At 56.6% G+C, this 22012-nt stretch carries 25 protein-coding genes and 1 pseudogene; 12 read left to right on the forward strand and 14 right to left on the reverse strand.

The genetic code is table 11. From position 1 onward, the window contains the following. The 3 genes from AC1DFB_RS02170 to AC1DFB_RS02180 all read right to left on the reverse strand — a co-directional run bounded on the left by AC1DFB_RS02170 (position 1) and on the right by AC1DFB_RS02180 (position 1539). Positions 1-756 (reverse strand): NAD(P)-binding domain-containing protein, encoded by a 756-nt coding sequence (locus tag AC1DFB_RS02170; protein ID WP_480922038.1) that lies wholly within the window; start codon positions 754-756, stop codon positions 1-3. Continuing rightward, the gene (purE, locus tag AC1DFB_RS02175; protein ID WP_170392399.1) at positions 753-1238 is read right to left on the reverse strand and encodes a 5-(carboxyamino)imidazole ribonucleotide mutase; all 486 of its coding nucleotides are present in this window, start codon (positions 1236-1238) and stop codon (positions 753-755) included. Before purE ends, AC1DFB_RS02170 begins: the two co-directional genes overlap by 4 nt. 76 nt (positions 1239-1314) lie before the next feature. Continuing rightward, the gene (locus AC1DFB_RS02180; RefSeq protein WP_010441787.1) at positions 1315-1539 is read right to left on the reverse strand and encodes a YdcH family protein; all 225 of its coding nucleotides are present in this window, start codon (positions 1537-1539) and stop codon (positions 1315-1317) included. 165 nt (positions 1540-1704) lie between these two features. On the opposite strand from AC1DFB_RS02180, the gene AC1DFB_RS02185 reads away from it, so the two are divergent. From AC1DFB_RS02185 to AC1DFB_RS02195, 3 genes are all read left to right on the forward strand, one after another. Further along, entirely contained in the window at positions 1705-2118 is a 414-nt protein-coding gene (locus AC1DFB_RS02185) for an Hsp20 family protein (protein WP_010441788.1), read from the forward strand. 5 nt (positions 2119-2123) lie between these two features. Beyond that, positions 2124-2348, forward strand: a complete 225-nt coding sequence (locus AC1DFB_RS02190; protein WP_170392397.1) for a DUF1150 family protein — start codon at positions 2124-2126, stop codon at positions 2346-2348. Between the two features lie 84 nt (positions 2349-2432). Continuing rightward, on the forward strand, positions 2433-3311 hold the full coding sequence (locus AC1DFB_RS02195; RefSeq protein WP_480922039.1) for a PhzF family phenazine biosynthesis protein: 879 nt from the start codon (positions 2433-2435) through the stop codon (positions 3309-3311). Positions 3312-3383: 72 nt separating this feature from the next. Here the strand turns inward: AC1DFB_RS02195 and AC1DFB_RS02200 are convergent, their stop codons facing one another. The 4 genes from AC1DFB_RS02200 to trxB form a co-directional block, all read right to left on the reverse strand. After that, positions 3384-5102 carry a bifunctional sulfate adenylyltransferase/adenylylsulfate kinase gene (locus tag AC1DFB_RS02200; protein WP_480922040.1) on the reverse strand — a complete coding sequence of 573 codons (1719 nt, stop codon included), beginning with the start codon at positions 5100-5102 and terminating at the stop codon, positions 3384-3386. Positions 5103-5291: 189 nt separating this feature from the next. Further along, the gene (locus AC1DFB_RS02205) at positions 5292-6947 is read right to left on the reverse strand and encodes an adenylate/guanylate cyclase domain-containing protein (protein WP_480922041.1); all 1656 of its coding nucleotides are present in this window, start codon (positions 6945-6947) and stop codon (positions 5292-5294) included. 102 nt (positions 6948-7049) lie between these two features. Next, entirely contained in the window at positions 7050-7508 is a 459-nt protein-coding gene (locus AC1DFB_RS02210; protein ID WP_480922042.1) for an RES family NAD+ phosphorylase, read from the reverse strand. 1 nt (position 7509) lies between these two features. Then, entirely contained in the window at positions 7510-8451 is a 942-nt protein-coding gene (gene trxB / locus AC1DFB_RS02215) for a thioredoxin-disulfide reductase (protein WP_480922043.1), read from the reverse strand. Between the two features lie 227 nt (positions 8452-8678). On the opposite strand from trxB, the gene AC1DFB_RS02220 reads away from it, so the two are divergent. Then, positions 8679-9179, forward strand: coding sequence for an Lrp/AsnC family transcriptional regulator (locus tag AC1DFB_RS02220; RefSeq protein ID WP_170392385.1), 501 nt, complete (start codon positions 8679-8681; stop codon positions 9177-9179). Between the two features lie 118 nt (positions 9180-9297). Here AC1DFB_RS02220 and AC1DFB_RS02225 read toward each other — a convergent pair whose 3' ends face one another. The 4 genes from AC1DFB_RS02225 to lgt all read right to left on the reverse strand — a co-directional run bounded on the left by AC1DFB_RS02225 (position 9298) and on the right by lgt (position 13510). Next, positions 9298-10080 (reverse strand): Hint domain-containing protein, encoded by a 783-nt coding sequence (locus AC1DFB_RS02225; RefSeq protein WP_170392383.1) that lies wholly within the window; start codon positions 10078-10080, stop codon positions 9298-9300. 723 nt (positions 10081-10803) lie between these two features. Next, on the reverse strand, positions 10804-11562 hold the full coding sequence (gene pgeF / locus AC1DFB_RS02230; RefSeq protein ID WP_480562431.1) for a peptidoglycan editing factor PgeF: 759 nt from the start codon (positions 11560-11562) through the stop codon (positions 10804-10806). After that, positions 11559-12626, reverse strand: a complete 1068-nt coding sequence (locus AC1DFB_RS02235) for an SAM-dependent methyltransferase (RefSeq protein WP_170732998.1) — start codon at positions 12624-12626, stop codon at positions 11559-11561. The genes pgeF and AC1DFB_RS02235 overlap by 4 nt, the downstream gene beginning before the upstream one ends. Next, a complete protein-coding gene (gene lgt / locus AC1DFB_RS02240) occupies positions 12623-13510 on the reverse strand; it encodes a prolipoprotein diacylglyceryl transferase (RefSeq protein WP_480922044.1) in 888 nt (295 codons plus the stop codon). Before lgt ends, AC1DFB_RS02235 begins: the two co-directional genes overlap by 4 nt. Positions 13511-13607: 97 nt before the next feature. Between lgt and AC1DFB_RS02245 the strand changes: the two genes are divergently transcribed. The 5 genes and pseudogenes from AC1DFB_RS02245 to AC1DFB_RS02265 all read left to right on the forward strand — a co-directional run bounded on the left by AC1DFB_RS02245 (position 13608) and on the right by AC1DFB_RS02265 (position 16802). After that, positions 13608-13856 (forward strand): accessory factor UbiK family protein, encoded by a 249-nt coding sequence (locus AC1DFB_RS02245; protein WP_170512483.1) that lies wholly within the window; start codon positions 13608-13610, stop codon positions 13854-13856. A 314-nt stretch (positions 13857-14170) separates the two neighbouring features. Continuing rightward, on the forward strand, positions 14171-14671 hold the full coding sequence (locus AC1DFB_RS02250; protein WP_010441802.1) for a type III secretion system chaperone family protein: 501 nt from the start codon (positions 14171-14173) through the stop codon (positions 14669-14671). 33 nt (positions 14672-14704) lie between these two features. Beyond that, positions 14705-15520, forward strand: a complete 816-nt coding sequence (gene proC / locus AC1DFB_RS02255; RefSeq protein ID WP_480922045.1) for a pyrroline-5-carboxylate reductase — start codon at positions 14705-14707, stop codon at positions 15518-15520. Further along, the gene (locus AC1DFB_RS02260) at positions 15513-15851 is read left to right on the forward strand and encodes a tRNA-binding protein (protein WP_480922046.1); all 339 of its coding nucleotides are present in this window, start codon (positions 15513-15515) and stop codon (positions 15849-15851) included. The genes proC and AC1DFB_RS02260 overlap by 8 nt, the downstream gene beginning before the upstream one ends. Next, positions 15851-16802 (forward strand): annotated as a pseudogene (locus AC1DFB_RS02265) (2-hydroxyacid dehydrogenase). The gene AC1DFB_RS02260 and the pseudogene AC1DFB_RS02265 overlap by 1 nt, the downstream one beginning before the upstream one ends. Here the strand turns inward: AC1DFB_RS02265 and AC1DFB_RS02270 are convergent. Then, positions 16799-17377, reverse strand: coding sequence for a thymidine kinase (locus AC1DFB_RS02270; protein WP_170401790.1), 579 nt, complete (start codon positions 17375-17377; stop codon positions 16799-16801). The pseudogene AC1DFB_RS02265 and the gene AC1DFB_RS02270 overlap by 4 nt on opposite strands. 355 nt (positions 17378-17732) lie before the next feature. On the opposite strand from AC1DFB_RS02270, the gene AC1DFB_RS02275 reads away from it, so the two are divergent. Then, positions 17733-18194 (forward strand): hypothetical protein, encoded by a 462-nt coding sequence (locus AC1DFB_RS02275; protein ID WP_170392365.1) that lies wholly within the window; start codon positions 17733-17735, stop codon positions 18192-18194. 93 nt (positions 18195-18287) lie between these two features. Here AC1DFB_RS02275 and AC1DFB_RS02280 read toward each other — a convergent pair whose 3' ends face one another. Together AC1DFB_RS02280 and AC1DFB_RS02285 are read right to left on the reverse strand one after the other, a co-directional pair. Further along, a complete protein-coding gene (locus AC1DFB_RS02280) occupies positions 18288-19067 on the reverse strand; it encodes a hypothetical protein (RefSeq protein ID WP_480761260.1) in 780 nt (259 codons plus the stop codon). A gap of 157 nt (positions 19068-19224) precedes the next feature. Continuing rightward, positions 19225-20349 carry a beta-ketoacyl-ACP synthase III gene (locus tag AC1DFB_RS02285; protein WP_480922047.1) on the reverse strand — a complete coding sequence of 375 codons (1125 nt, stop codon included), beginning with the start codon at positions 20347-20349 and terminating at the stop codon, positions 19225-19227. A gap of 154 nt (positions 20350-20503) precedes the next feature. On the opposite strand from AC1DFB_RS02285, the gene AC1DFB_RS02290 reads away from it, so the two are divergent. Next, positions 20504-20971: a MarR family winged helix-turn-helix transcriptional regulator gene (locus tag AC1DFB_RS02290; protein ID WP_170420601.1), complete on the forward strand. Its 468-nt coding sequence runs from the start codon at positions 20504-20506 to the stop codon at positions 20969-20971. Then, on the forward strand, positions 20968-22005 hold the full coding sequence (locus AC1DFB_RS02295) for an efflux RND transporter periplasmic adaptor subunit (protein WP_170392359.1): 1038 nt from the start codon (positions 20968-20970) through the stop codon (positions 22003-22005). The genes AC1DFB_RS02290 and AC1DFB_RS02295 overlap by 4 nt, the downstream gene beginning before the upstream one ends. Positions 22006-22012 lie beyond the last annotated feature (7 nt).

The raw sequence follows: 22012 nt of genomic DNA on the forward strand, positions 1-22012 counted from the left end.
TCATGTCTCCAATCTCTTGCCAATCGCACTCAGTGCAGCACGCAAGGCATCATGCGCGCCCTCGGATTGCAAAATATCCGTCATCTGAAGGCTCAGTGTGCCCTCGGTCGCAAGCGCGTCACGCTCGGCTGCCAGTTGGCCCGCATGCTCTTTGTGCATTGATGTCAGAAACCCTGACACAAGCTGCGTGGTGTAGAATTCGGCCCGGTCTTTGTCGCCGGTCTGATCAGCCAACCAGTCGGTGCCTGTTGCCATAAGATCCAGGATACCTGGCACCATGGCGCAGATGGCGAAGTGGGCGTTCAACGCGGCCTCATTGGCAACCTTCACCACAGGGTTTTCAGGCTCAAACAAATCAGCCAAGAGGCGATCGTTGCCGTAAGCGGCCAGCGGGCAACCCCCTGTCTGAAGGAACCCCAGCGGGATGGTTTGCACAAAATCTGTTGCTGGTGCGCACAGGTTGGTAAGCTGCAGCTCAGAAACGGCGGCCATCACCGAAACAACTTTCTGATCTGCGCGAAAGCTTAGCGGGGCCAGAACGTCCTCGGCGATATGGGGGCGCAGGCAGAGAAACACGATCTCGGACGCATCAATCACGTCTTGCGGAGTGCCAATTTGGACCCCAAGCTCGGCCTGCAGGGCCGAGGATACCTGGGCATTGCGCTCGGTGACGTAAAGATCATGACCTTTTGAAGCCATCAGCCGCGCGATTGGCGCAGCGATGTGGCCTGTGCCGATGAAACCGATACGGCTCATTGCTGAGGTTCTTCCGGGATCGAAGCAGAGAGGGCCTCGCGCCAGGCGTCCAGCCGTTCCGCAAGCGCGGCATCCTGCAGCGCCAGAATGCCTGCGGCCATCAGGCCCGCATTGGCCCCGCCGGCCGAACCGATAGCCATGGTCGCAACCGGAAAACCTTTGGGCATCTGCACAATGGAATAGAGCGAATCTACGCCCGACAACGCGCGGGTTTGCACCGGAACGCCAATCACGGGCACACGTGTTTTCGACGCCATCATGCCGGGCAAATGCGCCGCGCCACCCGCGCCCGCGATAATGACCTGCAAGCCGCGCGACACGGCGGTTTTACCATAATCCCAGAGGCGATCCGGCGTGCGGTGGGCCGAGACGATCCGCGCCTCATAAGCGATGCCCAGCTCATCCAGAATATCGGCGGCCTCTTTCATCGTAGGCCAGTCCGACTGGCTGCCCATGATGATCCCTACTTTCACATCGCTCATCCGCTTACGCCCCTGCCATCGGAAAGAGCGCGCACTATAGCCAAATCCGCATATGTGGCAATGCGGTACGCGCGTCTCAGGCGATGATATCGGGGGTCAATCTGTCTTCGATCAGACGGATGATGTCTTTCAGGCGCAGTTTCTGCTTTTTTAGCCGCTTGATCGTCAATTGGTCCGAGGTCCCCTTGGCCTGCAAGGCCTCGATCGCTTCGTCCAAATCACGGTGCTGGCGTCGAAAGACCTCTAATTCCACCCGCAGGACTTCATCGGTTTTCATCGAAAGATCGGTGGGTGCGTTCATGGACGACTCAGTGTTTCAAGTGGTGCTTCTAACACAAGATAGTGTGTCAGGGTTTATCCGGCCAGACCTTGTGGACATCCCTGTATCTTCCCATATTCTATATCACGCGGTTGCCGACATCGGGACCGCAGAATACGTCGCTTTGACAATGAAGGACGAAAATACGTGTCGAAACTTACCTTAGGCTCATACCCGCATCTTTTGGGGTTCGAGCAGTTGGAACGCCTTTTGGAACGGTCTGCAAAGGCCGGAAATGAAGGATACCCGCCTTATAATATCGAGCAGACCTCGGATTTTTCCTATCGCATCACCTTGGCGGTGGCCGGGTTCGCGGAAGAGGACCTGTCGATTACCATCGAGGATCGCCAGTTGGTGATCCGGGGCCGTCAGCGCGACGACAGCGAGGGGCGCATATTCCTGCACCGTGGCATCGCGGCGCGTCAATTCCAGCGCATGTTTGTGCTGGCTGACGGGGTCGAGGTGGGCGAGGCGATCATGGAAAACGGTCTGCTGCATGTGGACCTGACCCGCGCCGTGCCTGAAACCGTGGTTCAGACAATCAACATCAAGAAGGGGTAAGAGCAATGAATACACCGATTGAGATCAACGCCGAAGGCAATCGGATTGTCTATGTAAAGGCCGTTGATGTGGCAGACCTTCCGCAGGATCTGCGAGAGCAGGCAGGCGATCTGGATCAGCTGTATGCTGTCCACGATTCCGATGGGCAGCAATTGGCACTGGTTGCCGACCGCAAGCTGGCCTTTGTACTGGCACGCGAACATGACCTGTCCCCGGTGGCCGTTCACTAGGCCACCGAACATTCCGCCGAATTGACGTGACATTTTTCTGCCTCAGCGGTGATCGTGCCGCTGATCGAAACGCAGGAGTGCGCGATGAGCTGGTATGATTTCGATTGGGTGGATGCGTTCAGCGATCAGGCCTTTGGTGGCAACGGCTGCGCAGTTGTGCATAGGGGCGCAGGGCTGTCGGAAGCGGTTTGCATGGCATATGTGCGCGAAACGTCTCTGGTTGAATGCACATTTACCGGGCCATCCGATGTGGCCGATACCCGGGTCCGGTACTTCCTGGCCAGCCGGGAAATCCCTTTCGCCGGGCACCCGACCATCGCAACCGTTGCGGCGATGCGATCACGGGGGTTGTTTCAGGGTGATGCTCTGACGCTTGAGACCGGAGCAGGGATTGTATCGATCAAACTAAATGGTGATGACATCGAAATGACGCAGGTCGCCCCGCGATTCGGCGATCATGTGCCCGCAGATCTGGTTGCCACCGCCATCAGCCTGCCGGAAGAGTTGGTAATTTCTCCACCGCAGTTCGTTTCAACCGGTCTGCCCTTTTGCATTACGGTCCTGCGCGATCACGAGGCGCTGCGCGCTGCCAAGCTGGATGTTGCTTTGCTCAGTCATATTACCGAAAAGGCCGGTTTCTCGGGGTCGGACATGGCTGAACCGTTTCTTGTAACACTGAAAGGCGCAACGACTACGGGCGACACATTCTCGCGCCTGATGATGGCGCCCCCCAGCCCGCCCGAGGACCCGTTCACCGGATCGGCCACCGGTGCGATGGCGGCCTATCTCTGGAAACACGGACTGATGGACAAAGAGACATTCATCGCCGAACAGGGCCATGACATGGGCCGCCCCGGTCAGGCGACCGTGACACGCGTTGGACCTTCGGATGCGATGACGGGGATCAAAGTTGCCGGGCGCGGCCATGTCCTGATGCGCGGGCAGGTGAATTTGCCCGACTGAACCAGACCCGCACCTGCGAAAAAGGCCCTCAGAAATCTGAGGGCCTTTGATGTATTTTTTCGTCTTAAGTGATCAGGATGCTGCAATCAGCCCCATGCTTTCCAGCTTAAGCAGAACCTGATGTGCGCAGTTGTCAACCTCGACATTCTCGGTCTCGACGCGCAGCTCTGGGTCTTCAGGGGCGTCGTAAGGGTCGGAAATCCCCGTGAACTCTTTGATCTTGCCCTCACGTGCCAGTTTGTACAGACCCTTGCGGTCTCGGCGCTCGCATTCTTCAATGCTGGTCGCGACATGCACCTCGCAAAATGCACCGAATTGTTCGATCTCTTCACGCACAGCACGACGGGTAGTTGCGTAAGGCGCGATAGGAGCACAAATGGCAATACCGCCGTTCTTGGTTATCTCAGACGCGACATAACCGATGCGGCGGATGTTCAGATCGCGATGTTCCTTCGAAAAGCCCAGTTCCGAAGACAGGTTCTTACGCACGATATCCCCGTCCAGCAGGGTAACCGGACGATCCCCGGTCTCCATCAGCTTGACCATCAAGGCGTTGGCAATGGTGGATTTGCCCGAGCCTGAAAAACCGGTGAAAAACACGGTGAATCCCTGTTGCGAGCGCGGCGGGAAGCGGTTGCGCAGTTCCTGAACAACTTCGGGGAACGAAAACCATTCCGGAATCTCCAGCCCTTCGCGCAGACGGCGGCGCAGTTCAGTGCCCGAGATGTTGAGGATCGTGACGTTGTCCTTGTCCAGAATCTCGTCATTCGGCTCGTATTGCGCGCGTTCCTGCACGTAGACCATATGTTTGAAATCGACCATCTTGACGCCGATCTCGTCCTGATATTTTCGGAACAAGTCTTGCGCATCATAGGGGCCGTAGAAATCCTCGCCGGCAGAGTTTTTGCCCGGACCTGCGTGGTCACGACCGACGATGAAATGGGTGCAGCCGTGGTTTGCGCGGATCAACCCGTGCCAGACTGCCTCGCGCGGGCCAGCCATGCGCATCGCAAGGTTCAGCAGCGACATCGACGTAGTCGAGGCCGGATATTTATCCAACACGGCTTCGTAGCAACGCACGCGGGTGAAATGATCCACATCGCCCGGTTTGGTCATGCCAACCACGGGATGGATCAGCAAGTTGGCCTGTGCTTCTTTTGCGGCACGGAAGGTCAATTCCTGATGCGCACGGTGCAAAGGGTTACGGGTCTGGAACGCAACGATCCGGCGCCAGCCCACTTTGCGGAAATAGGCGCGCAGCTCGTTCGGCGTGTCGCGGCGGGCTTTGAAATCGTAATGCACGGGCTGCTGGATGCCAGTGACCGGGCCGCCCAGATAAACTTTGCCCGCTACATTGTGCAGGTAATTCACAGCCGGGTGCGCATCATCATCAGCGCCAAAGACCTTTTCCGCCTCACGCGCCTTGTCTGGTGTCCAGCGGTCGGTCACGGTCATGGTGCCGAGGATCACGCCTTCCTGATCGCGCAGGGCAATATCCTGGCCCAGCTCGATCGATGCGGCAAAATCTTCGTCAACATCCAGGGTGATCGGCATTGGCCACAGCGTCCCGTCGGCGAGGCGCATGTTTTCGACCACGTTGTCATAGTCTGCCTCGCTCAGGAAACCTTTGAGCGGGTTGAACCCACCGTTCATAAGCAGTTCCAAATCGCAAATCTGCCGGGGCTTAAGATCCCAGCTGGTCAGATCAGATGCTTCGATCTTCAGTTTTTGTGCAGATTCATAGGAAACATACAATTCAGGGATTGGGGCCAGATTGCTTAACATCGTCATCGGAAAACTCTTATTGCGTTACTGTTGGCATTTGTTTCAAGGGCGTGTGCCTCGGCCTGAGGGTGAAGTCCATAGACTCGCAAAAACTAAGGATGAAATGTGTGGTTTTTTCACGAAATGGAACGGTTTTCTGTTTTTTGTTTCAGGTTATTGAAAAAATCCCGCCGCTCAAGCTCATTAGGCACATTCTCAGGCAATCTGTTCCAAAGGCGAAGTCTGCGACTTAAGGTCGGCTGCGTGCCTGACGGGCAGGGCGGGGACAGGTTCAGAGACACCGCGCAGGCTGAATTCCCGTAGATCGCGGGGATCACATTGTAACCCAGCCGCGTCCAAAACCTTGTCCGACACAAGGAGTTCGACCCCCAACGCTTTGGTTTCAGCCTCCAAACGGCTGGCAACGTTTACAGCGTCTCCAATGATGGTGCGTGGCGCGTGTTTAGCTGATCCGATTTCGCCCAGCACAAGATCACCAAGATGTAGACCCATACCAATGCGCACAGGTTGGCTGCCTTCTGCTTGGAGCTGCTGGTTGAAACGCTCCAATGCGTGTCCGATCCCAGCCGCCGCCCTCAGACCGGCACTTGCCGAACTTGCGGCGTTGGCTGTTTCGAACATCGCCAGCAACCCATCGCCCATGTATTTGTCGACAACCCCGCCTTGTGCCGTGATTGCTGGGACAATTGCGTCAAAGAAACGATTCAACAGAAAAACGATATCATACGGCAATTGCCCCGTTGTGCGGGCGGTGAACCCGCGCATGTCCAGAAACAGAACCGCCAGCTGCCGTTCTTGCCCCTGGCTCGCATGCGCACGATCACGCGCGCCGTCGGGGCGGAAAACACGAAATACAGTGAGCGGGTCGGACGGCCGCATCTGGCAGGCCAGGCGGGTCCCCTCTGGCGCGCTGATCGCTTTCAGGCTGCGGGCTTCAACTTCGGTTGGTGGGTGCAACTGATCGGCGCCATCTTCAACCACAACGCGACAGGTCGTGCAGCGCCCCTTGCCGCCACACAGCGCGGTATGTGGGATGCCGTTTGCGCGCGACATCTCCAAAAGGGTCATGCCTTTCTCCGAAACAACTTCTGGACCGTTGACATAGCGCACCCGCACCGAATGCCGCCGCCGCCAAAGCTTGCGCCCGAGATAGACCAAGCCTGTTAGTGCAAGCGCGGCCCAGAATACCCACTGCGTATAGTCTGCGACGGAAAACAAAGACTGAAACTCTTCTTGCGAAGGCCAGTTATAGTATTCGATATACTGTTCTCGTAGATCGGGGTCGGCAAAATCGGCCCAGATACGCCGCCCCTCGGTCAGAAGGCCTGCGAAGGCGAAGCCCGGTACAAAGACGGCGAGACCGATCAGATATGGAACCATCGCGCGCCACCATGTGGTCAACCGTAACCACATGTGTAGCCCAATACATCCGTGGACCCACACCAGCAGAAGTAATAGGCTTTGAAACCAGATCGCGGTGCTGGGCCACATCAGAATGATGATGTAACCCATTTCATCATTCACCCCGAAAATCTCATGCGCGTATCGGGTCTGAACCAGATGTGAGATAAGCTGCAGCGGGATCAACAGTCCAAGAATAACCTGAAGCGCGACGCTGAAAGGCATTCTGAGCGTGCGGCGCTGCGCGAGTGAGACAAGCGCCAGTCCCATGTGCAGCAGCAATGCGCCATATATCACGACGCTGCCGATCTCATTACGGCTGACAGCTTTGCGTCCGCCCTGCATCCCGTGCAGCAGATCAGTGTGAAACAAGCCAAGGCCGATATTGATGAAATGAAAGAACGCAAAGACAAACAGCACGAGGCCGCTTGCGATTCTGAGCCGGCTCATCCATCCGCCGCGCCAAAGAACGTTTTCCAAAAGCTCACCTGTTCTTCGCGTTACTGCGGTTGATCCTGATACGGTGCCGGGTGCCGGTCAAGATAGGCGCGGTCACCTTTCGGGGAACCAGTCGCAGGGGGCGCCTGCGGTTTGTATCATCTGGTGTTCTGCGTTGAACAATACCAGATGGCTCAGTTCAGGGCGCGAGCGCGAACTATATAGCAGCCCATCCGCGCCGTATGTGCGGGCCTTGTCCGAAAATCGCCATGTTGGAGAGGGTATGCCGGTTGCCCGCATGTCTTGCCAGACGATCGAGGCAGAAGGTTGCCCTCGCAAATCCAATACTTGCGCCTTGGATATCTTCAAGCGATGGATCGCCCGTGGAGGGTCGCACTGCGAGACATAGCGCCGAATGGCGATCGCGGCCCCTTCAGCGCTTAGCGACGCATAAAGCGCGAATTGGCCAGAATGATGAAACCGTCCTTCGGGGGCACGGGCCGATGAGAGCGGGTCACCCGATTGGGTGCGAAACAGAATTCTCCAGACGAGGCCGGAGAATTCTGTGATCATCTTAGTCGTTCTCCGCCAAGAATCGTTCTGCATCCAGCGCGGCCATGCAGCCCATACCGGCGCTTGTCACAGCCTGACGGTATACGTGGTCGGTCAGGTCTCCGGCAGCAAAAACTCCCGGAACCGAAGTTTGCGTCGTGCCCGGCTTGGTCACAACGTAGCCACCCATGTGGGTTTCCAGCGTATCTTTGACCAGCTCATTTGCCGGGGCGTGGCCGATAGCGACAAATACGCCTTTGCACGGAATCTCCGTGATTTCGTCGGTCTTTACATTCTTGACCTTGACGCCTTCCACACCCAGTGGGGCATCGGTTCCGATCACCTCATCCAGTTCGTGAAACCAAAGCGGCTCGATCTTTTCGTTCTTGAACAGCCGATCCTGAAGGATCTTTTCAGCTCGCAACTCATCGCGGCGGTGGATCAGAGTGACTTTGCTTGCGAAGTTGGTCAGGAACAGCGCTTCTTCTACGGCAGTATTTCCGCCGCCGATCACAACGATTTCCTGACCGCGATAGAAGAAGCCGTCACAGGTGGCACAGGCTGATACGCCAAACCCTTTAAATTTCTCTTCCGAGGGAATGCCTAACCACTTGGCTCGTGCGCCCGTTGCCAGAATCACCGCGTCAGCGGTGTAGACGGTGCCACTGTCGCCTTTGGCTGTGAAGGGACGCTCGCTTAGATCGAGATCGCTGATGATATCGCCGATCACTTCGCATCCCATTGCCTTGGCGTGGTCCTGCATCCGAACCATCAGGTCTGGACCTTGAACCTCGGTGTCACCCGGCCAGTTTTCTACCTCGGTTGTGGTGGTCAACTGCCCACCGGGTTCGATACCCTGCACCAGGATCGGTTCCAACATGGCCCGGCTTGCATAAACGCCCGCGGTGTATCCTGCAGGTCCCGACCCGATGATCAGAACCTTGGTGTGTCGTGTTTCGGCCATGGTATCCTCACTCAAACTGCCTCGGCGGACGTGTTGTCCGGTGCGGATCGATATAGCGACCGCAGGGCAGGGCTTAAAGCCCCTTCATATTGCAGGTCCGTGATGTGCCTATTGATTGGCTTTGCGGCCAATTATGTATCTGAAATAACGAAAATTGCGTGGCTGTGAAATATTATTGCGCCTCCCGGGGCTGCTGATATAACAACTGAAAAACTCAGGAGCATTCGATGGTCACGACCCGGTTGGATGAAATCGACCGCAAAATTCTTGCGGAACTGCAGGCCGATGGCCGTATGACCAATGTTGAGCTTGCCAAGCGCGTAGGAATATCCGCTCCTCCTTGCCTGCGACGGGTGCGGACGCTGGAAGATTCGGGGTACATTCGCGGCTATCATGCCGAGGTGAACGCCCGCGAGCTTGGGTTCGAAGTGCAGGTCTTTGCCATGGTCGGACTTGAAAGTCAGGCTGAATCCGAACTCAGCGCTTTTGAAGACCGGTGTCGGGAATGGCCATTGGTTCGCGAATGCCACATGCTGAATGGCGAGGTTGATTTCATCCTGAAATGCGTCGCACCGGATCTCAGCAGTTTTCAGCAATTTCTGACAGGCGAGTTGCTGACCACGCCAAACGTGGCCAGCGTCAAGACTTCGCTTGTTATCCGAGGCGCAAAAGACGAGCCAGGCGTACCATTTGACGTACTGGAAGACCGGATGAACCGGACGGCCTGAACCTACCTCTTGTTTGATCCACAGGACAGGGTGGCAGCATCGCTGCCAGTGCAAGGGTTAAAACCCAACTCAGTAAAATCTGCATAATGCCCCACGCTTGCAGTAATAGTTAACCAGTTCACGCTGTCATAGCGTCAATTTCACCATCTCCGGCTCTTGGCAAGAGCAACGGCCCAAAATCATTCAACGATTCGATATGTGAGAATAGATTCAAATAGATCGAACGCAAAGAGTGACTGATCATTCGGACTGCGTTGATGCCCGGATGATAGGTCTCGAATTGCAGGCCATCGACTCGAATCACGGAATGTCGGGCGACACAGATATGAAACAGCTCGACCGGTGTCGGCGGCAGCGTTTCAATGATACCCATTCCATCCTGAAACTCACTGACGGGTGTCAGCATGGGCTGCCCGCCGTTCAAATGACGCATATGCGTGGGCGTACCCAGCAGACGTGCGGCGGGGCCCGTGATGACGCCCGACATCGGTTTTTGCATCCCGAACGTGTCGGCCATGATCCGTGTCAGCGGCCGGGTTCGCCCGCGCGTATCCTCGCGTCCGGGTATCAGCGTGACAGACCCTTTCCAAAGCACGGTTTCCGATGATCCGTCTTGAGTGAGGACATCATCACCCGGCAGCAGATCTTCGATCGCCATCTGGCCTTGCGGCGTCTCGACCAACGATCCGCGCGTGAACGCACAAAATGCATCTTCAAACATCGGCAAAGCTGGCGCGATATGGCGCGTCTGTGAAATATCCCCGTTTTTCAACAGACTGCACACTTCATAACGTCGAAGCTGTGCTTTTTGTTTTGTCGCGGGACGAGGCGCATCGCGCAATAGCGCTGACGTCTCGACCGCGTTTCTGGCAGCGCGGGCCAGAGAATTTGGAATAGTCATGGTATTCCGTCCCCTCTAAATTCCGTCCGACGGCTTGAACCCCCGTGCAATATCGCCGGACGACCTTGTTCTTTGTCTGTAATCAGATGGGTAAACACAGGCCGGTCGCCGCGAATGCACAGCGCCGCATCAGAAAACACCAGTGTTTTGGTCAAGTTCTTGACCCCCCAGACAAACTCGTAAACCGCAGGCTGCAATTGCCTGCACACACACGCTCCGAACCCTGGTCGCAGTCCTGACTGCGACCCCACACACCGAACCGGAGCTTCATCCGGTATGCGTTTGCCCTCCGAGACCGGCAGCTGGTCTCTTGGGGTTGCTGTGTCAGCGTCGCGCCGCCAGACGGCGTGCAACTCTGACTGAGTGACTTGAAACCCGCTTCCAGGGCATTTCTGGTTCTTGATCCCTGACAGCCGCAAAAACGGCGCTGAGAAAGCGTGATTTCGATTTCATATCCATTGTCCTGCTTCGATAGGGCGGTCGCCCTGTTCCCGTTTATGAAGCCAATGTGACGCTGATTTGCGGCGCGTATAAGGCTGATCCGGGTTGAATTGAGGACAAATTGAAGGTTTCAGGTACCTCTTAGTTGCTTCCGCCCATGCCATGACGACCCCACTTGGGGTAACCGTCTGTGCATTGGCGAAAATTTGAGACGATTCTGACTCTGATAAACACAAGAAATGTGGCAGAAGCTGGGCAAAGCTGCCTTAATCTGGGCCAGATTTACAACCTGATAGCGGAAATCAATCTGCCGTAGTCGGCCTCTTTGGCATGGGTCGAGCGCCGGTAGGAATAAAACCTGTCGGGGTCGGAATAGGTGCAGTGACGGACCCACTCGGCCTGGCCGATACCAGCTTCGCGCAGACGATGCAGGCCAAAGGCGGGCAGGTCGAAATGCATCCGGTCACCTTTGCCATTTGCAAAAAAACGCGCGTTCTCTGGCGTGTCAGCAAGGAAGTCGTCCAGAAATTCTGAGCCGACCTCGTAAGCGCGTTGTGAAATCGTGGGGCCGATTACGGCAACTGTGTTATCCCGGCTGGCTCCCAGCGCTTCCATCGCGTCGAGTGTTGATTCCAGCACACCGTCCAACGCGCCGCGCCAACCGGCATGTGCGGCCCCGATCACATTTGCGCCAGGATCGGCGAACAGCACTGGCTGACAATCAGCGGTTAAGATTGTAAGCGCCAAACCCGGCGTTGATGTGACAACCGCGTCAGCTTTGGGTTTGTCACCCGTCATCGGACCATCGACTGCAATCACGGTCGGCGAATGCACTTGATGCACACCGATCATCGCCTCAGGTGCCACTTCCATCGCGTCGGCGACGCGCCGACGGTTCAAAGCTACGGCCTCAGTCAAATCTGTCGACCCGGTTCCGCAGTTGAGTCCTTCGAAGATACCAGAAGATGCGCCACCGCGGCGGCTGAAGAACCCGTGTCGTACGGGGGACAGCATGTCTGAGGTAATGATTTCCAGTGTCATGGTTCCAGTCCCGGTGGCGGCGTGGCGTTTGGCGGATAAAGGCCCAGTACTTTGAACAGGTTTCCCATTTCGTCGGGGTGCGTCAACCGTCGATGTGCAGTGACCAGCGTCTCAAGCTGTGACCCGCTGAGAGGGGCGGCAAGCGATTGCGCGCGCGCGGTGATCCCGAGCCGCTCAAGAAACACACCCTGCGGGGTCAGTTTGGTATATGCGCAGCCCGAAGCATGAGACGCCTTCGCCAAGACCTCAAAGTCGACATGTGTGGTCAGATCCGCCTGACCGGGCTGATCCAGGGGATCGACACGTTCATGCGCTTGCAACGCCTGCAATGTGTCGCCAAGCGAGCGCCAGTCACCATAATCGATGATCAGCGCGGCTCCGCCGTTGCGAGCGATCTGCCCGGCAACAGAGTACATAATGGAACTGGCAGCAGCGCACAGTTCTACCAGATCTCCGTCCTGCGTATCCTCGACACGTTCGCTGAGCGCAGCTTGTGCCGATTGCGCACCAAGACCGAACGCAAGCGATGCACCATTTTTGCCAACTAACCTCTCGCGCCAACCTTCGCCTTCGCGCAGGAACTGGCGGATGGGCAGGGCGTCAAAGAACTCGTTTGCCACCAGAAACAGAGGAAGATCTTCAAAATCAGAAATTGCCTCGATCCACTGAGGTTCATACCCTTGCAGTGCCTTGGCTTGTACGTCGCGCAAAACAGGTGAAGCTTCGAGCAACGCGATCTCGGCCGCTTTGTGAAAGCCAGGCACACTCTGAGTGGCGCGCAGGATGTCTGCCATCAGGGTGCCACGACCAGGGCCAAGCTCGGCCAGAACAAACTTTTCGGGTTTGCCTTGTACCAGCCAGCATTGCGCCAGACACAGTCCTATTAGCTCTCCGAACATCTGACTGATTTCAGGCGCTGTAATGAAATCGCCCTGAGCGCCCAGCGGATCGCGGGTTGTGTAGTATCCATGTTCCGGATGCATCAGACACTCGGTCATGTAGTCAGCGATGGTCATAGGGCCATCATTCTGGATGCGCAGGAGCAGACGATCCTTCAGGTTCATGATCTGCGTTGTGCCCGAATTGCGAACCAAAGGCCAAGTGCAATCATTGGTAGCGACAAGACTTGCCCCATCGTCAATCCATATCCGCCAACATGCCACGCCAGCCCTAGCGGATTCCCGGGCGATACAAATTGCGCATCGGGTTGACGGAAGAATTCGACAAAAAACCGCGATGCGCCGTAGCCAGCCAGAAATACGCCCATAACCAGACCTGGTTTTTGAAACGCGCCGCGTCGGTAGGCCAGCCATATCAGAATCGCCCCGAGGATCAGACCCTCAAGTGCTGCCTCATACAGTTGCGAAGGGTGGCGGGCGCACATCCCCGCAACAACGCCGGGGCAATCCTGGGCCGCAGTTCCGGGAAAGATCACCGCCCATGGCAATTCGCTGGGTCGACCCCAAAGCTCGGCATTGGTGAAATTCGCCAATCGTCCCAGCAACAACCCGGGCGGCACTGTGTAGGCAACCAGATCACCCAGCGAAAGAATCGGAATAGCGTGGCGCCTGCCGAACAGATACGTGGCGATCACCACGCCCAACAGGCCGCCATGGAATGCCATGCCACCCTGCCAAACCATCAGAATTTCCAGTGGATAAGCAAAATAATATGCGGGTTGATAGAAAAGGACGAACCCCAATCGACCACCGAGAATTACACCCAGTATGATCCAGGTGACCAAATCCTCAAGCTGATCGGGTTGCATCGGTGGTGTGTCATCAGCCCAAAGCACAGGCCGCCTAAGCGCCATCAGCGCCATGCGCCAAGCAATCAGGATGCCAACGATATAGGCCAGCGCATACCACCTGAGCGCAAACTCCATCCCGAACAGAGAGATCGAGAAAATTTCGGGTGACAGATCGGGGAAATTCAAAACAGCCTGCATGTGCGTCTCATTGCCCGGGGTTTGCGTGGCAAGTCAACCTTGAGCCCGGGCCAATCTTTACCCATATAGAGAGCAATCGCGAAATCGGAGAAAGCCCATGCAAACCCGTAACAAGATTCTGGACGATATGTCTCAACTGATGACCAACGCCATGGGTGTGGCGCAGGGGGCACGGGAAGAGGCCGAGAATGCGATGAAATCCATGATGGACCGCTGGCTGGCCGACCGGGATTTCGTGACCCGTGAAGAATTCGATGCCGTGCGTGCCATGGCGCAGAAAGCGCGCGAAGAGAACGGTGCACTTGAACAGCGAATTGCCGCGCTCGAGGCGAAGCTGGACAAGTAACGTCCGCAGGAATTTAAGATTTTGGGTAAAAGCATCCGCCGCGCAATCCGAACTTGGATTGTGCGGTGTTGTGCATTTTGCCGCTCTGCAGAAATTTATCAAGACAAAGCTGCATCCAACGCCAATATTTTGATCGGCGTTGCCAACTGTCCACAACTTATTGCTGTTATCCCCAATAAATAGGGTTGCCAGAGCTGTGCTCACATCGCACCATATTTAGTACAGGCAGACTGGGGAAGCCCGGCTTGTAGAGCAGGCAACTAGCGCTGGGGCGCTGCCAGCCCCAAAATGCTAGAGATTAGTGAGGTGGCATTATGGCCCTTTCCGAGCAGTATCTCGAAGAAGACCTTCATCCGATCGACATTGTTGAACATCTTGCAGAACATCACGACTGGGATTTTGACCGGATCGGGGATGATCAGATTGCCATGGCTGTCGAAGGACAGTGGCGCACATATTCGATAACTTTGGCCTGGTCGAATTACGATGAAACGCTCCGCATGGTGTGTTCCTTTGAGATGGAGCCTCCGGCCGAGCGCGAAACCGAGCTTTATGAGCTACTGAACAAGATGAATGATCAGTGTTGGGCCGGGGCGTTTACCTACTGGGCCAACCAGAAATTGATGGTCTATCGCTATGGCTTGGTGCTGGCCGGTGGTCAGACGGCCAGCCCGGAACAGATCGATACCATGATCACCGCAGCGGTACTGAGCGCTGAGCGCTACTACCCCGCGATCCAACTGGTGACCTGGGGAAACCGAGACCCCGAAGAGGCGATGCAAGTCGCCATTGCAGAGGCCTACGGCCGCGCGTAAAGCTTTGCCCCGAACCATAGGGGAGGGGCAATCATGGATATCTCGCGCGTCGCCGAACAGGGGTTGGTGCTTCTGGGATGCGGCAAGATGGGTTCAGCAATGCTTGCGGGTTGGTTGGAACATGGCCTGCCCGCAGCATCTGTTTGGGTGATTGATCCTTACCCCTCGGATTGGCTGAAGGCGCAGGGCGTCAACATCAACACTCCTCTCCCCGAGGCACCCGCAGTTGTACTCGTAGCGGTCAAACCACAGATGATGGGCGAAGCCCTGCCAGCCATTCAAGCGCTGGGCGATGGTGACAGTCTTTTCATATCGGTCGCGGCAGGTACCTCACTGGCCACCTTCGAAAACGTCCTCGGCGCGAATACACCGATCATCCGTGCGATGCCAAATACGCCTGCGGCGGTTCGGCAGGGGATCACGGCGCTGATTGGGAATGCCAACACCTCGGACGCGGATGTCCTACTGGCTGAAGACCTGCTTTCGGCCATTGGTGAGACGGTTCGATTGGGTGATGAGACGCAGATGGATGCCGTCACCGGGGTCAGCGGTTCGGGCCCGGCCTATGTATTCCACCTGATCGAAACACTGGCGCAAGCTGGCGAAGCGCATGGTCTGCCACCGGAACTGGCAATGAAGTTGGCCAAATCAACCGTCGCCGGGGCAGGGGCGTTGGCGATGGCCGCTGACGAGCATCCGTCGCAATTGCGAGTTAACGTCACCTCTCCCAACGGCACCACTCAGGCCGCACTGGAGGTGTTGATGCATGAAGAAGAGGGTTTCCCAGACCTGCTACATCGTGCCGTCAAAGCTGCAACCGACCGATCTAAGGAGTTGTCTCGTGAGTGAGATTTCATTCGACGAATTTCTCAAAGTCGACATTCGTGTAGGTGAGGTGATACGCGCCGAGTCGTACCCGGAGGCCCGCAAGCCCGCGATCAAGCTGTGGGTCGATTTTGGCGATGAGATCGGTGAGCGCAAAACTTCAGCCCAGATCACCGCGCACTACGATCCGGCGACGCTGGTGGGCAAGCAGGTGATGGCCGTGGTCAACTTTCCCCCGCGCCAAATCGGTAAATTCATGTCCGAGGTTTTGGTGTTGGGTCTTCCCGACGAAAACGGTGAGATCGTGTTGATAGGCCCCGATCGCGCTGTGCCCATCGGTGGAAGGATGCATTGATGAAACTGCTGATTGCCCGACCGATGACATCGGCTGTCCAAGTGCGCGCCCGTGCCGAATTCGATGTGGAAATCCGCAGTGAAACCACGCCTCTGACGCATGAAGAAATGTTGCGGGCGCTGACTGAATTTGACGTCGTGGTCCCGACGTTGGGCGATCAGTTCGTGGCAGAGATCTTTGCTCAGGTGCTAGAGCCTCGCTGTAAACTGCTGGCAAATTTCGGAGTTGGTTACAATCATATCGACGTGGACGCCGCACATGCTGCCGGAGTCGCGGTTACCAACACGCCGGGTGCCGTCACCGATGCCACCGCCGATGTTGCCATGACACTTTTGCTCACGACGGCCCGCCGTTCAGGTGAGGGGGAAAGGTTGGTCAGGTCAGGCCAGTGGCAGGGGTGGCATCCTACACAGATGCTGGGCCAACATGTGACCGGCAAAAAGGTGGGCATCATCGGAATGGGCCGCATAGGTCAGGCCATTGCCCGGAGGTGTCATTTCGGATCTCGACATGACCGTTGCCTATCAATCACGCAGTCCAAAACAGCTGGACTTCCAAGCAGAGTACATCCCTGAACTCAATGCATTAGCTGCGGCAGTGGATTTTCTTGTCATAGCCGTCCCCGGAGGAGCTGAAACACGACACTTGGTCAACGCACAGATTTTGGCTTCGATGAAGCCCTCGGGCATTGTGATAAACATTGCGCGCGGTGAAGTTGTGGACGAAGCCGCCTTAATCCAAGCGCTTCATGCGGGTCGGATTGCTGGCGCTGGGCTGGATGTCTACGAGTTCGAGCCCAAGGTGCCGCAGGCCTTGTGTGACATGGGAAATGTGACTCTGCTGCCCCACCTCGGCACCGCGACCGAAGAGGTGCGCACCGATATGGGTCACATGGCGTTGGACAATGTCGCGGCGTTCGTGGCCGGGCGAACGTTACCCAACCCGGTTTAGGAACCCACCGCCTCGCGCCAGTGTTTGCGGCAGAGCGAGACATAAGTCTCGTTCCCTCCAATCTGTACCTGCGCCCCTTCAGTGATGGCGTTTCCGTTTTCATCCTGACGAATCACCATCGTCGCCTTTCGCCCGCATTCGCAGATGGTGCGTACTTCGCGCATCTCATCGGCCAGAGCCAACAATGCTGCCGACCCGGGGAACAGTTTACCCTGAAAATCCACCCGCAACCCGTAGGTCAACACTGGGACCTTCAGATCATCTACGGCGCGCGCAAGTTGCCAGACCTGCTCTTCCGAAAGAAACTGGGCTTCATCAATGAATACGCAGGCGATGCCCCCTTGTGTCAGGCGGTTTTCGATCATGGCAAACACATTGTCGTCGGGACGAAACATGTCCGCTCGTTCCGAGATTCCGATTCTTGATGCGATCCGCCCCTCACCGGCGCGTCCGTCAATGGCGGCTGTCATCAGGTAGGTATCCATGCCGCGTTCGCGATAGTTATGCGAGGCCTGCAGCAACACGGTCGATTTGCCAGCGTTCATAGTCGAATAGTTGAAATAGAGCTTTGCCATGCCGTGGGTCTAATTCGCATGTGCTGCCTGGGCAAGCCGTCTCATGGGGGTAAATCGACGCCACCATCGCTACAGCTGAGGTTGAGCAAATGCTCTTGGGGATGGATTACCTCGCCTTCGCGACAGTGGCGTCGTCGGCCTACAAGTGGCCTATACAATGCAAGGCTAAAATCCTGCCCCGCATACACTCTTTACCGGCTCGAACAGCCGCCACTCACTCACAAAATCCCTGCATATCTGAGGGATAGTCAATTATTGCCATTTCAATTATGAATCGAATATGGGAAATTTCCCTACCCTTTCCCCCAGCATGGACAGGCAGAGGGGGCAGGGCGCAGGTAACAAGGGTAGCAAAATGGCAGATATCGGGGCCTATCTGAAAAAGCATACCGAAGCATTGGTTAAGGATGTCGGAATCGAAGCAGCGTGCGAGATCACCGGGAAATCCAAAGCCACGCTTGGCAGGTACTATTCAGACAACGCAGAACATTCTGACCGGTTCATGCCGGTGGATGCTGTTGCCCGGTTGGAAAACGCGGCTGCCTATCCACACGTGACTGCGGCATTGGCGGATTTGAAGAATATCACGCTTTCTTACGATGGACGAAACTCGGACAGCCCACGTACGGGCGGGGTAAATTCCGATGTCATTGCGCTGAGCCAACGTTTTGCCATGCTGATGACGGAATACCAGTCGGCGATAGAAGATGGCATCATCACGGTGAACGAGGCGAAGCGACTGCTGAAAGAAACCAGTATGCTGCAACAGGTTCTGATCGAAATGAAGCTGCATCTGGAAGAGGAAAGCGTCAGTTAAGGTGTCATGTCCCTGTACTGAATTGTTGTGAATGCGCAAAATAAAGGCGGCCCATGTGCCGCCTTTTTGTTTGTCTGCTGGGCAGATTAATATTCAGCGTTCATCATTGTTGGCGTTCTTGCCGCGCCCGGGGCTTGCCCCCTCTGGTCCGTTGCCGCCACCGTTATTGCCTTTGGCACCGCCTTTGCCTGGCTTGTCACCACCGTCGTGGCCACCTTTACCACCGCCTTTGCCGGGCTTATCACCACCGCCGTGACCGCCTTTACCACCGCCTTTGCCGGGCTTGTCACCACCGCCGTGACCGCCTTTGCCGCCGCCTTTGCCGGGTTTGTCACCACCGCCGTGACCGCCTTTGCCGCCGCCTTTGCCGGGTTTGTCACCTCCGCCGTGGCCACCTTTGCCACCGCCCTTACCGCCGCCATCGCCAGGACTGCTTCCACCATCACCCGGATCACCGTTGCCGCCGGAACTCCCGTCGCTGTTGCCTGAGCTACCGCCGCCGTTGCCCGAGCTTCCGTTTTCACTCGAGCCAACGGAATTGGAGGATGGATCTCTGCTGCGCTCTTCACCGGCATTGGTGTTGGAAATCGACGCAGTGGGCAGATCGCTCAACAACTGAGTCAGACCGGGGCATTGCGCCGAAGTGTTCTGCAGGATCGAAGCAAAATCAGATCGTTTTTGCAGATGTGATACAAACCCTCGCGTGACCTGCGAACAGCCGCAGAGCGTGTCAAAATCGCCTTCATTGGCGGCAACACGCGCGGTGTTGACCGTGCAGGTTTGCGGTTCTGCGATTGCCGCGCCGGTCGCCATGACCCCAATGAAAGGTGCGGCGACCAAGGCGGCCAGTCCAACGCGAGTATTATTTCCCATAACAGCGGGCTCCCATAACTACATCACTCGGATGCACAGGGCATCCGGATCTTGATGTGTCGGTCAGAGATGAAGGAGCGGTTGAGCCCGTCTGAATAATTCTTGAGAAAGCGGTTTGGTCTTGCAGCGATTCCAGCAGCGCAGTTAAGGCGCGCGCTTATTGATGCCGTTTGACGATCACAGAACCCACCGAATACCCGGCTCCGAACGAGCAAATCAGGCCCACATCGCCCGCATCCAGATCATCGGAATGCTTTGAGAAGGCGATAATCGACCCGGCGGATGAGGTATTGGCGTAGTCTTGCAGAATGTTGGGTTGCTCACCCGGTTCTGGCTCACGCCCCAGAACCTTCTTACCGATGAAGTCGTTCATCGTCTTGTTGGCCTGATGCAGCCAGAGGCGTTTTAGATCATCACTACTGATGCCCTCTGCCTCCATATGGTCACTGATATGTTTACTGACCATGGGCAGGACCTCTTTGAACACCTTGCGACCATTCTGCATGAACTGCATGTCGCGGCGATCCACCAGACCATCGGGGCGCGATCGGCGGAGGAAGCCGTTATTGTTGCGGATATTGTTGGAAAACGCAGTTGCGCACCGGGTCGAGACAATCTCGAAATGTGGGCCTTGGGCGTCTTCGATCCGCTCGATCAGCGTCGCGGTCGCGACATCGCCAAATATGAAATGGCAATCCCGGTCGCGCCACTCGAGATGACCCGAGCAGATCTCGGGGTTGACGACCAGCGCCGCCCGGACCGAGCCCGAGCGCACCATATCCGCCGCCGCCTGAATGCCGAATGTGGCCGAGGAACAGGCCACGTTCATGTCAAACCCGAATCCGCTGATCCCCAATGCCTGCTGAATCTCGATGGCAATTGCAGGATAGGCACGTTCATGGTTCGAAGCGGCGCAGATCACCAAATCGACATCCTCGGCGCTGCGCCCCGCTTGTGCTAGCGCCTTAAGGCACGCATCCACCGCCATCTCGGTCATGATCCCAGGCTCGTCGTCGCTACGCTGGCGCAGCGCGGGATGCATGATCTCGGGGTTCAAAACACCGGTCTTGTCCATCACATACCGGTTCTCGATCCCTGAGGCCTTCAGGATGAACTCTTCCGAGGAATGCTGCATCGGTTCCATGTCGCCCGCTGCAATCGCATCCGCGTTTTCGACGTTCATCCGGTCGGCATAGGCATTGAACGCTTCCACCAGTTCAGCGTTGGTGATTATGTTTTCTGGTGTAAAGACACCGGTCCCGGTGATGGCAGGAGTGTACATGGCTGGCCCTGAGTTCATGATCTGCACAAAATGCAGTCCCTATTCGTATTGATCAAGACGTGTTGACCTAAGGGAATGCACCGCCTCTCGCTTCATAACTTGAATAGTTCAAAATTCGAAGTATATTTCGCCGCGACTCGCACGGAAAAGATTCATGTCAGACGATATCAGCATGCGGTTAGGACGCCTCAGCCCTGAGATTCAGGCGATGATGGGGGTCTACGCGCTTTATTGGAAACTGGAAGAGAGCTTTGACAGCATCGAAACAGACCTGAGCCATCAGGAATGCCACATGCTAATCAAGCTCGATGTGCCCAAACGTATGGGAGTGCTGGCCGCAGATATGTTGACAGTGCCGTCAACGATTACGGCGACCGCCGATGCACTTGAACTGGCGGGGCACCTGACCCGACAGCGTGATCCCGAAGACCGTCGCGCCTGGCTTTTGGTGCTGACCGAACAGGGCGAAGAGGCCCGCAATATGCTGGTGGCCGTGGCGGGTGAGCTTTTCCACAGCGCATCGGGTCTGAACACCGAAGAAACCGCCGAGTTCGCACGGCTGGCTCACAAAATCCGTGACAACATTCTGAAAACCGGAATTCCCGAGGGATTGACGAAATGAAACTCCTGACCTCTGTTTGCCTCGCACTGTCCTTGTTGACTGCGCCTGCCATGGCGCAAGAGCCTGCCAAGCCTGTGAAACTGATGCAGGTAAGCGAAACCTCTCCCGGCTTTTCGCGCCAATTCTTTGGTCGGATCGCCGCTCGTCAGACCGTTGATCTGGCGTTTCAGGTCGCAGGGCAGATCGTTGAGATGCCTGTGACCGAAGGCTTTGTAATCCCAAAGGGTGAGTTGATTGCCCGCCTCGATCAGGAACCGTTCGAACTGCAGCGCGACCGGACGCGCTTGCAAAAAGATCAGGCGGATCGAACACTCGCCCGCCTGTCGCGTCTGCGTGGAACCGCAGCCAGCCAGGTTGCCGTCGATGATGCCGAAACAGCTGCGCAACTGGCTGCGATTGCGGTTCGAGATGCAGAATATGAGTTGGAACATGCGACGCTGACCGCTCCGTTCGACGCGCTGGTTTCAAGCCGTGCAGTTGAGGCGTTTACAACTGTTTCTGCGGGTACTCCGATCGTGCGGATTCACGATATGTCTGAACTGCGTATTGAGGTGGATGTGCCCGAAATCCTATTTCAGCGGTCCGGACAGCAGGACGACATCACGATTACTGCCAAGTTCCCTGTCAGCGATGAGATCTTTCCGCTGGAAATAAGGGAATTCGATGCTGAATCCTCAAGCGTGGGCCAGACCTTTCGCATCCAGTTCGGTTTGACACCGCCCGAGGGATTGCAGATTCTTCCCGGTTCCTCCGTGACCGTCACGGTGCAGGTGCAGGATGAACGCACCGGTATCATCATCCCGCCAACGGCTGTAGTTGCTGATGCCAGCGGCGCGCTGGGCGTTCTGGTCTTCTCGCCTGCTGGCGCCGACGAAGGCACCGTCCGCCGGGTTCCCGTGACTGTTGAACCTACGCAGAGCGGCGATGTCCGCGTGCTCACCGGCCTGATGGATGGAGACGAAATCGTCGTCGCCGGTGGGGGTGCATTGTCCGATGGTCAAACTGTCCGCCGCTTTGTCGGCTTCTCGAACTGAGGGCGGT

Source organism: Ruegeria sp. S84 (genome assembly GCF_056583445.1).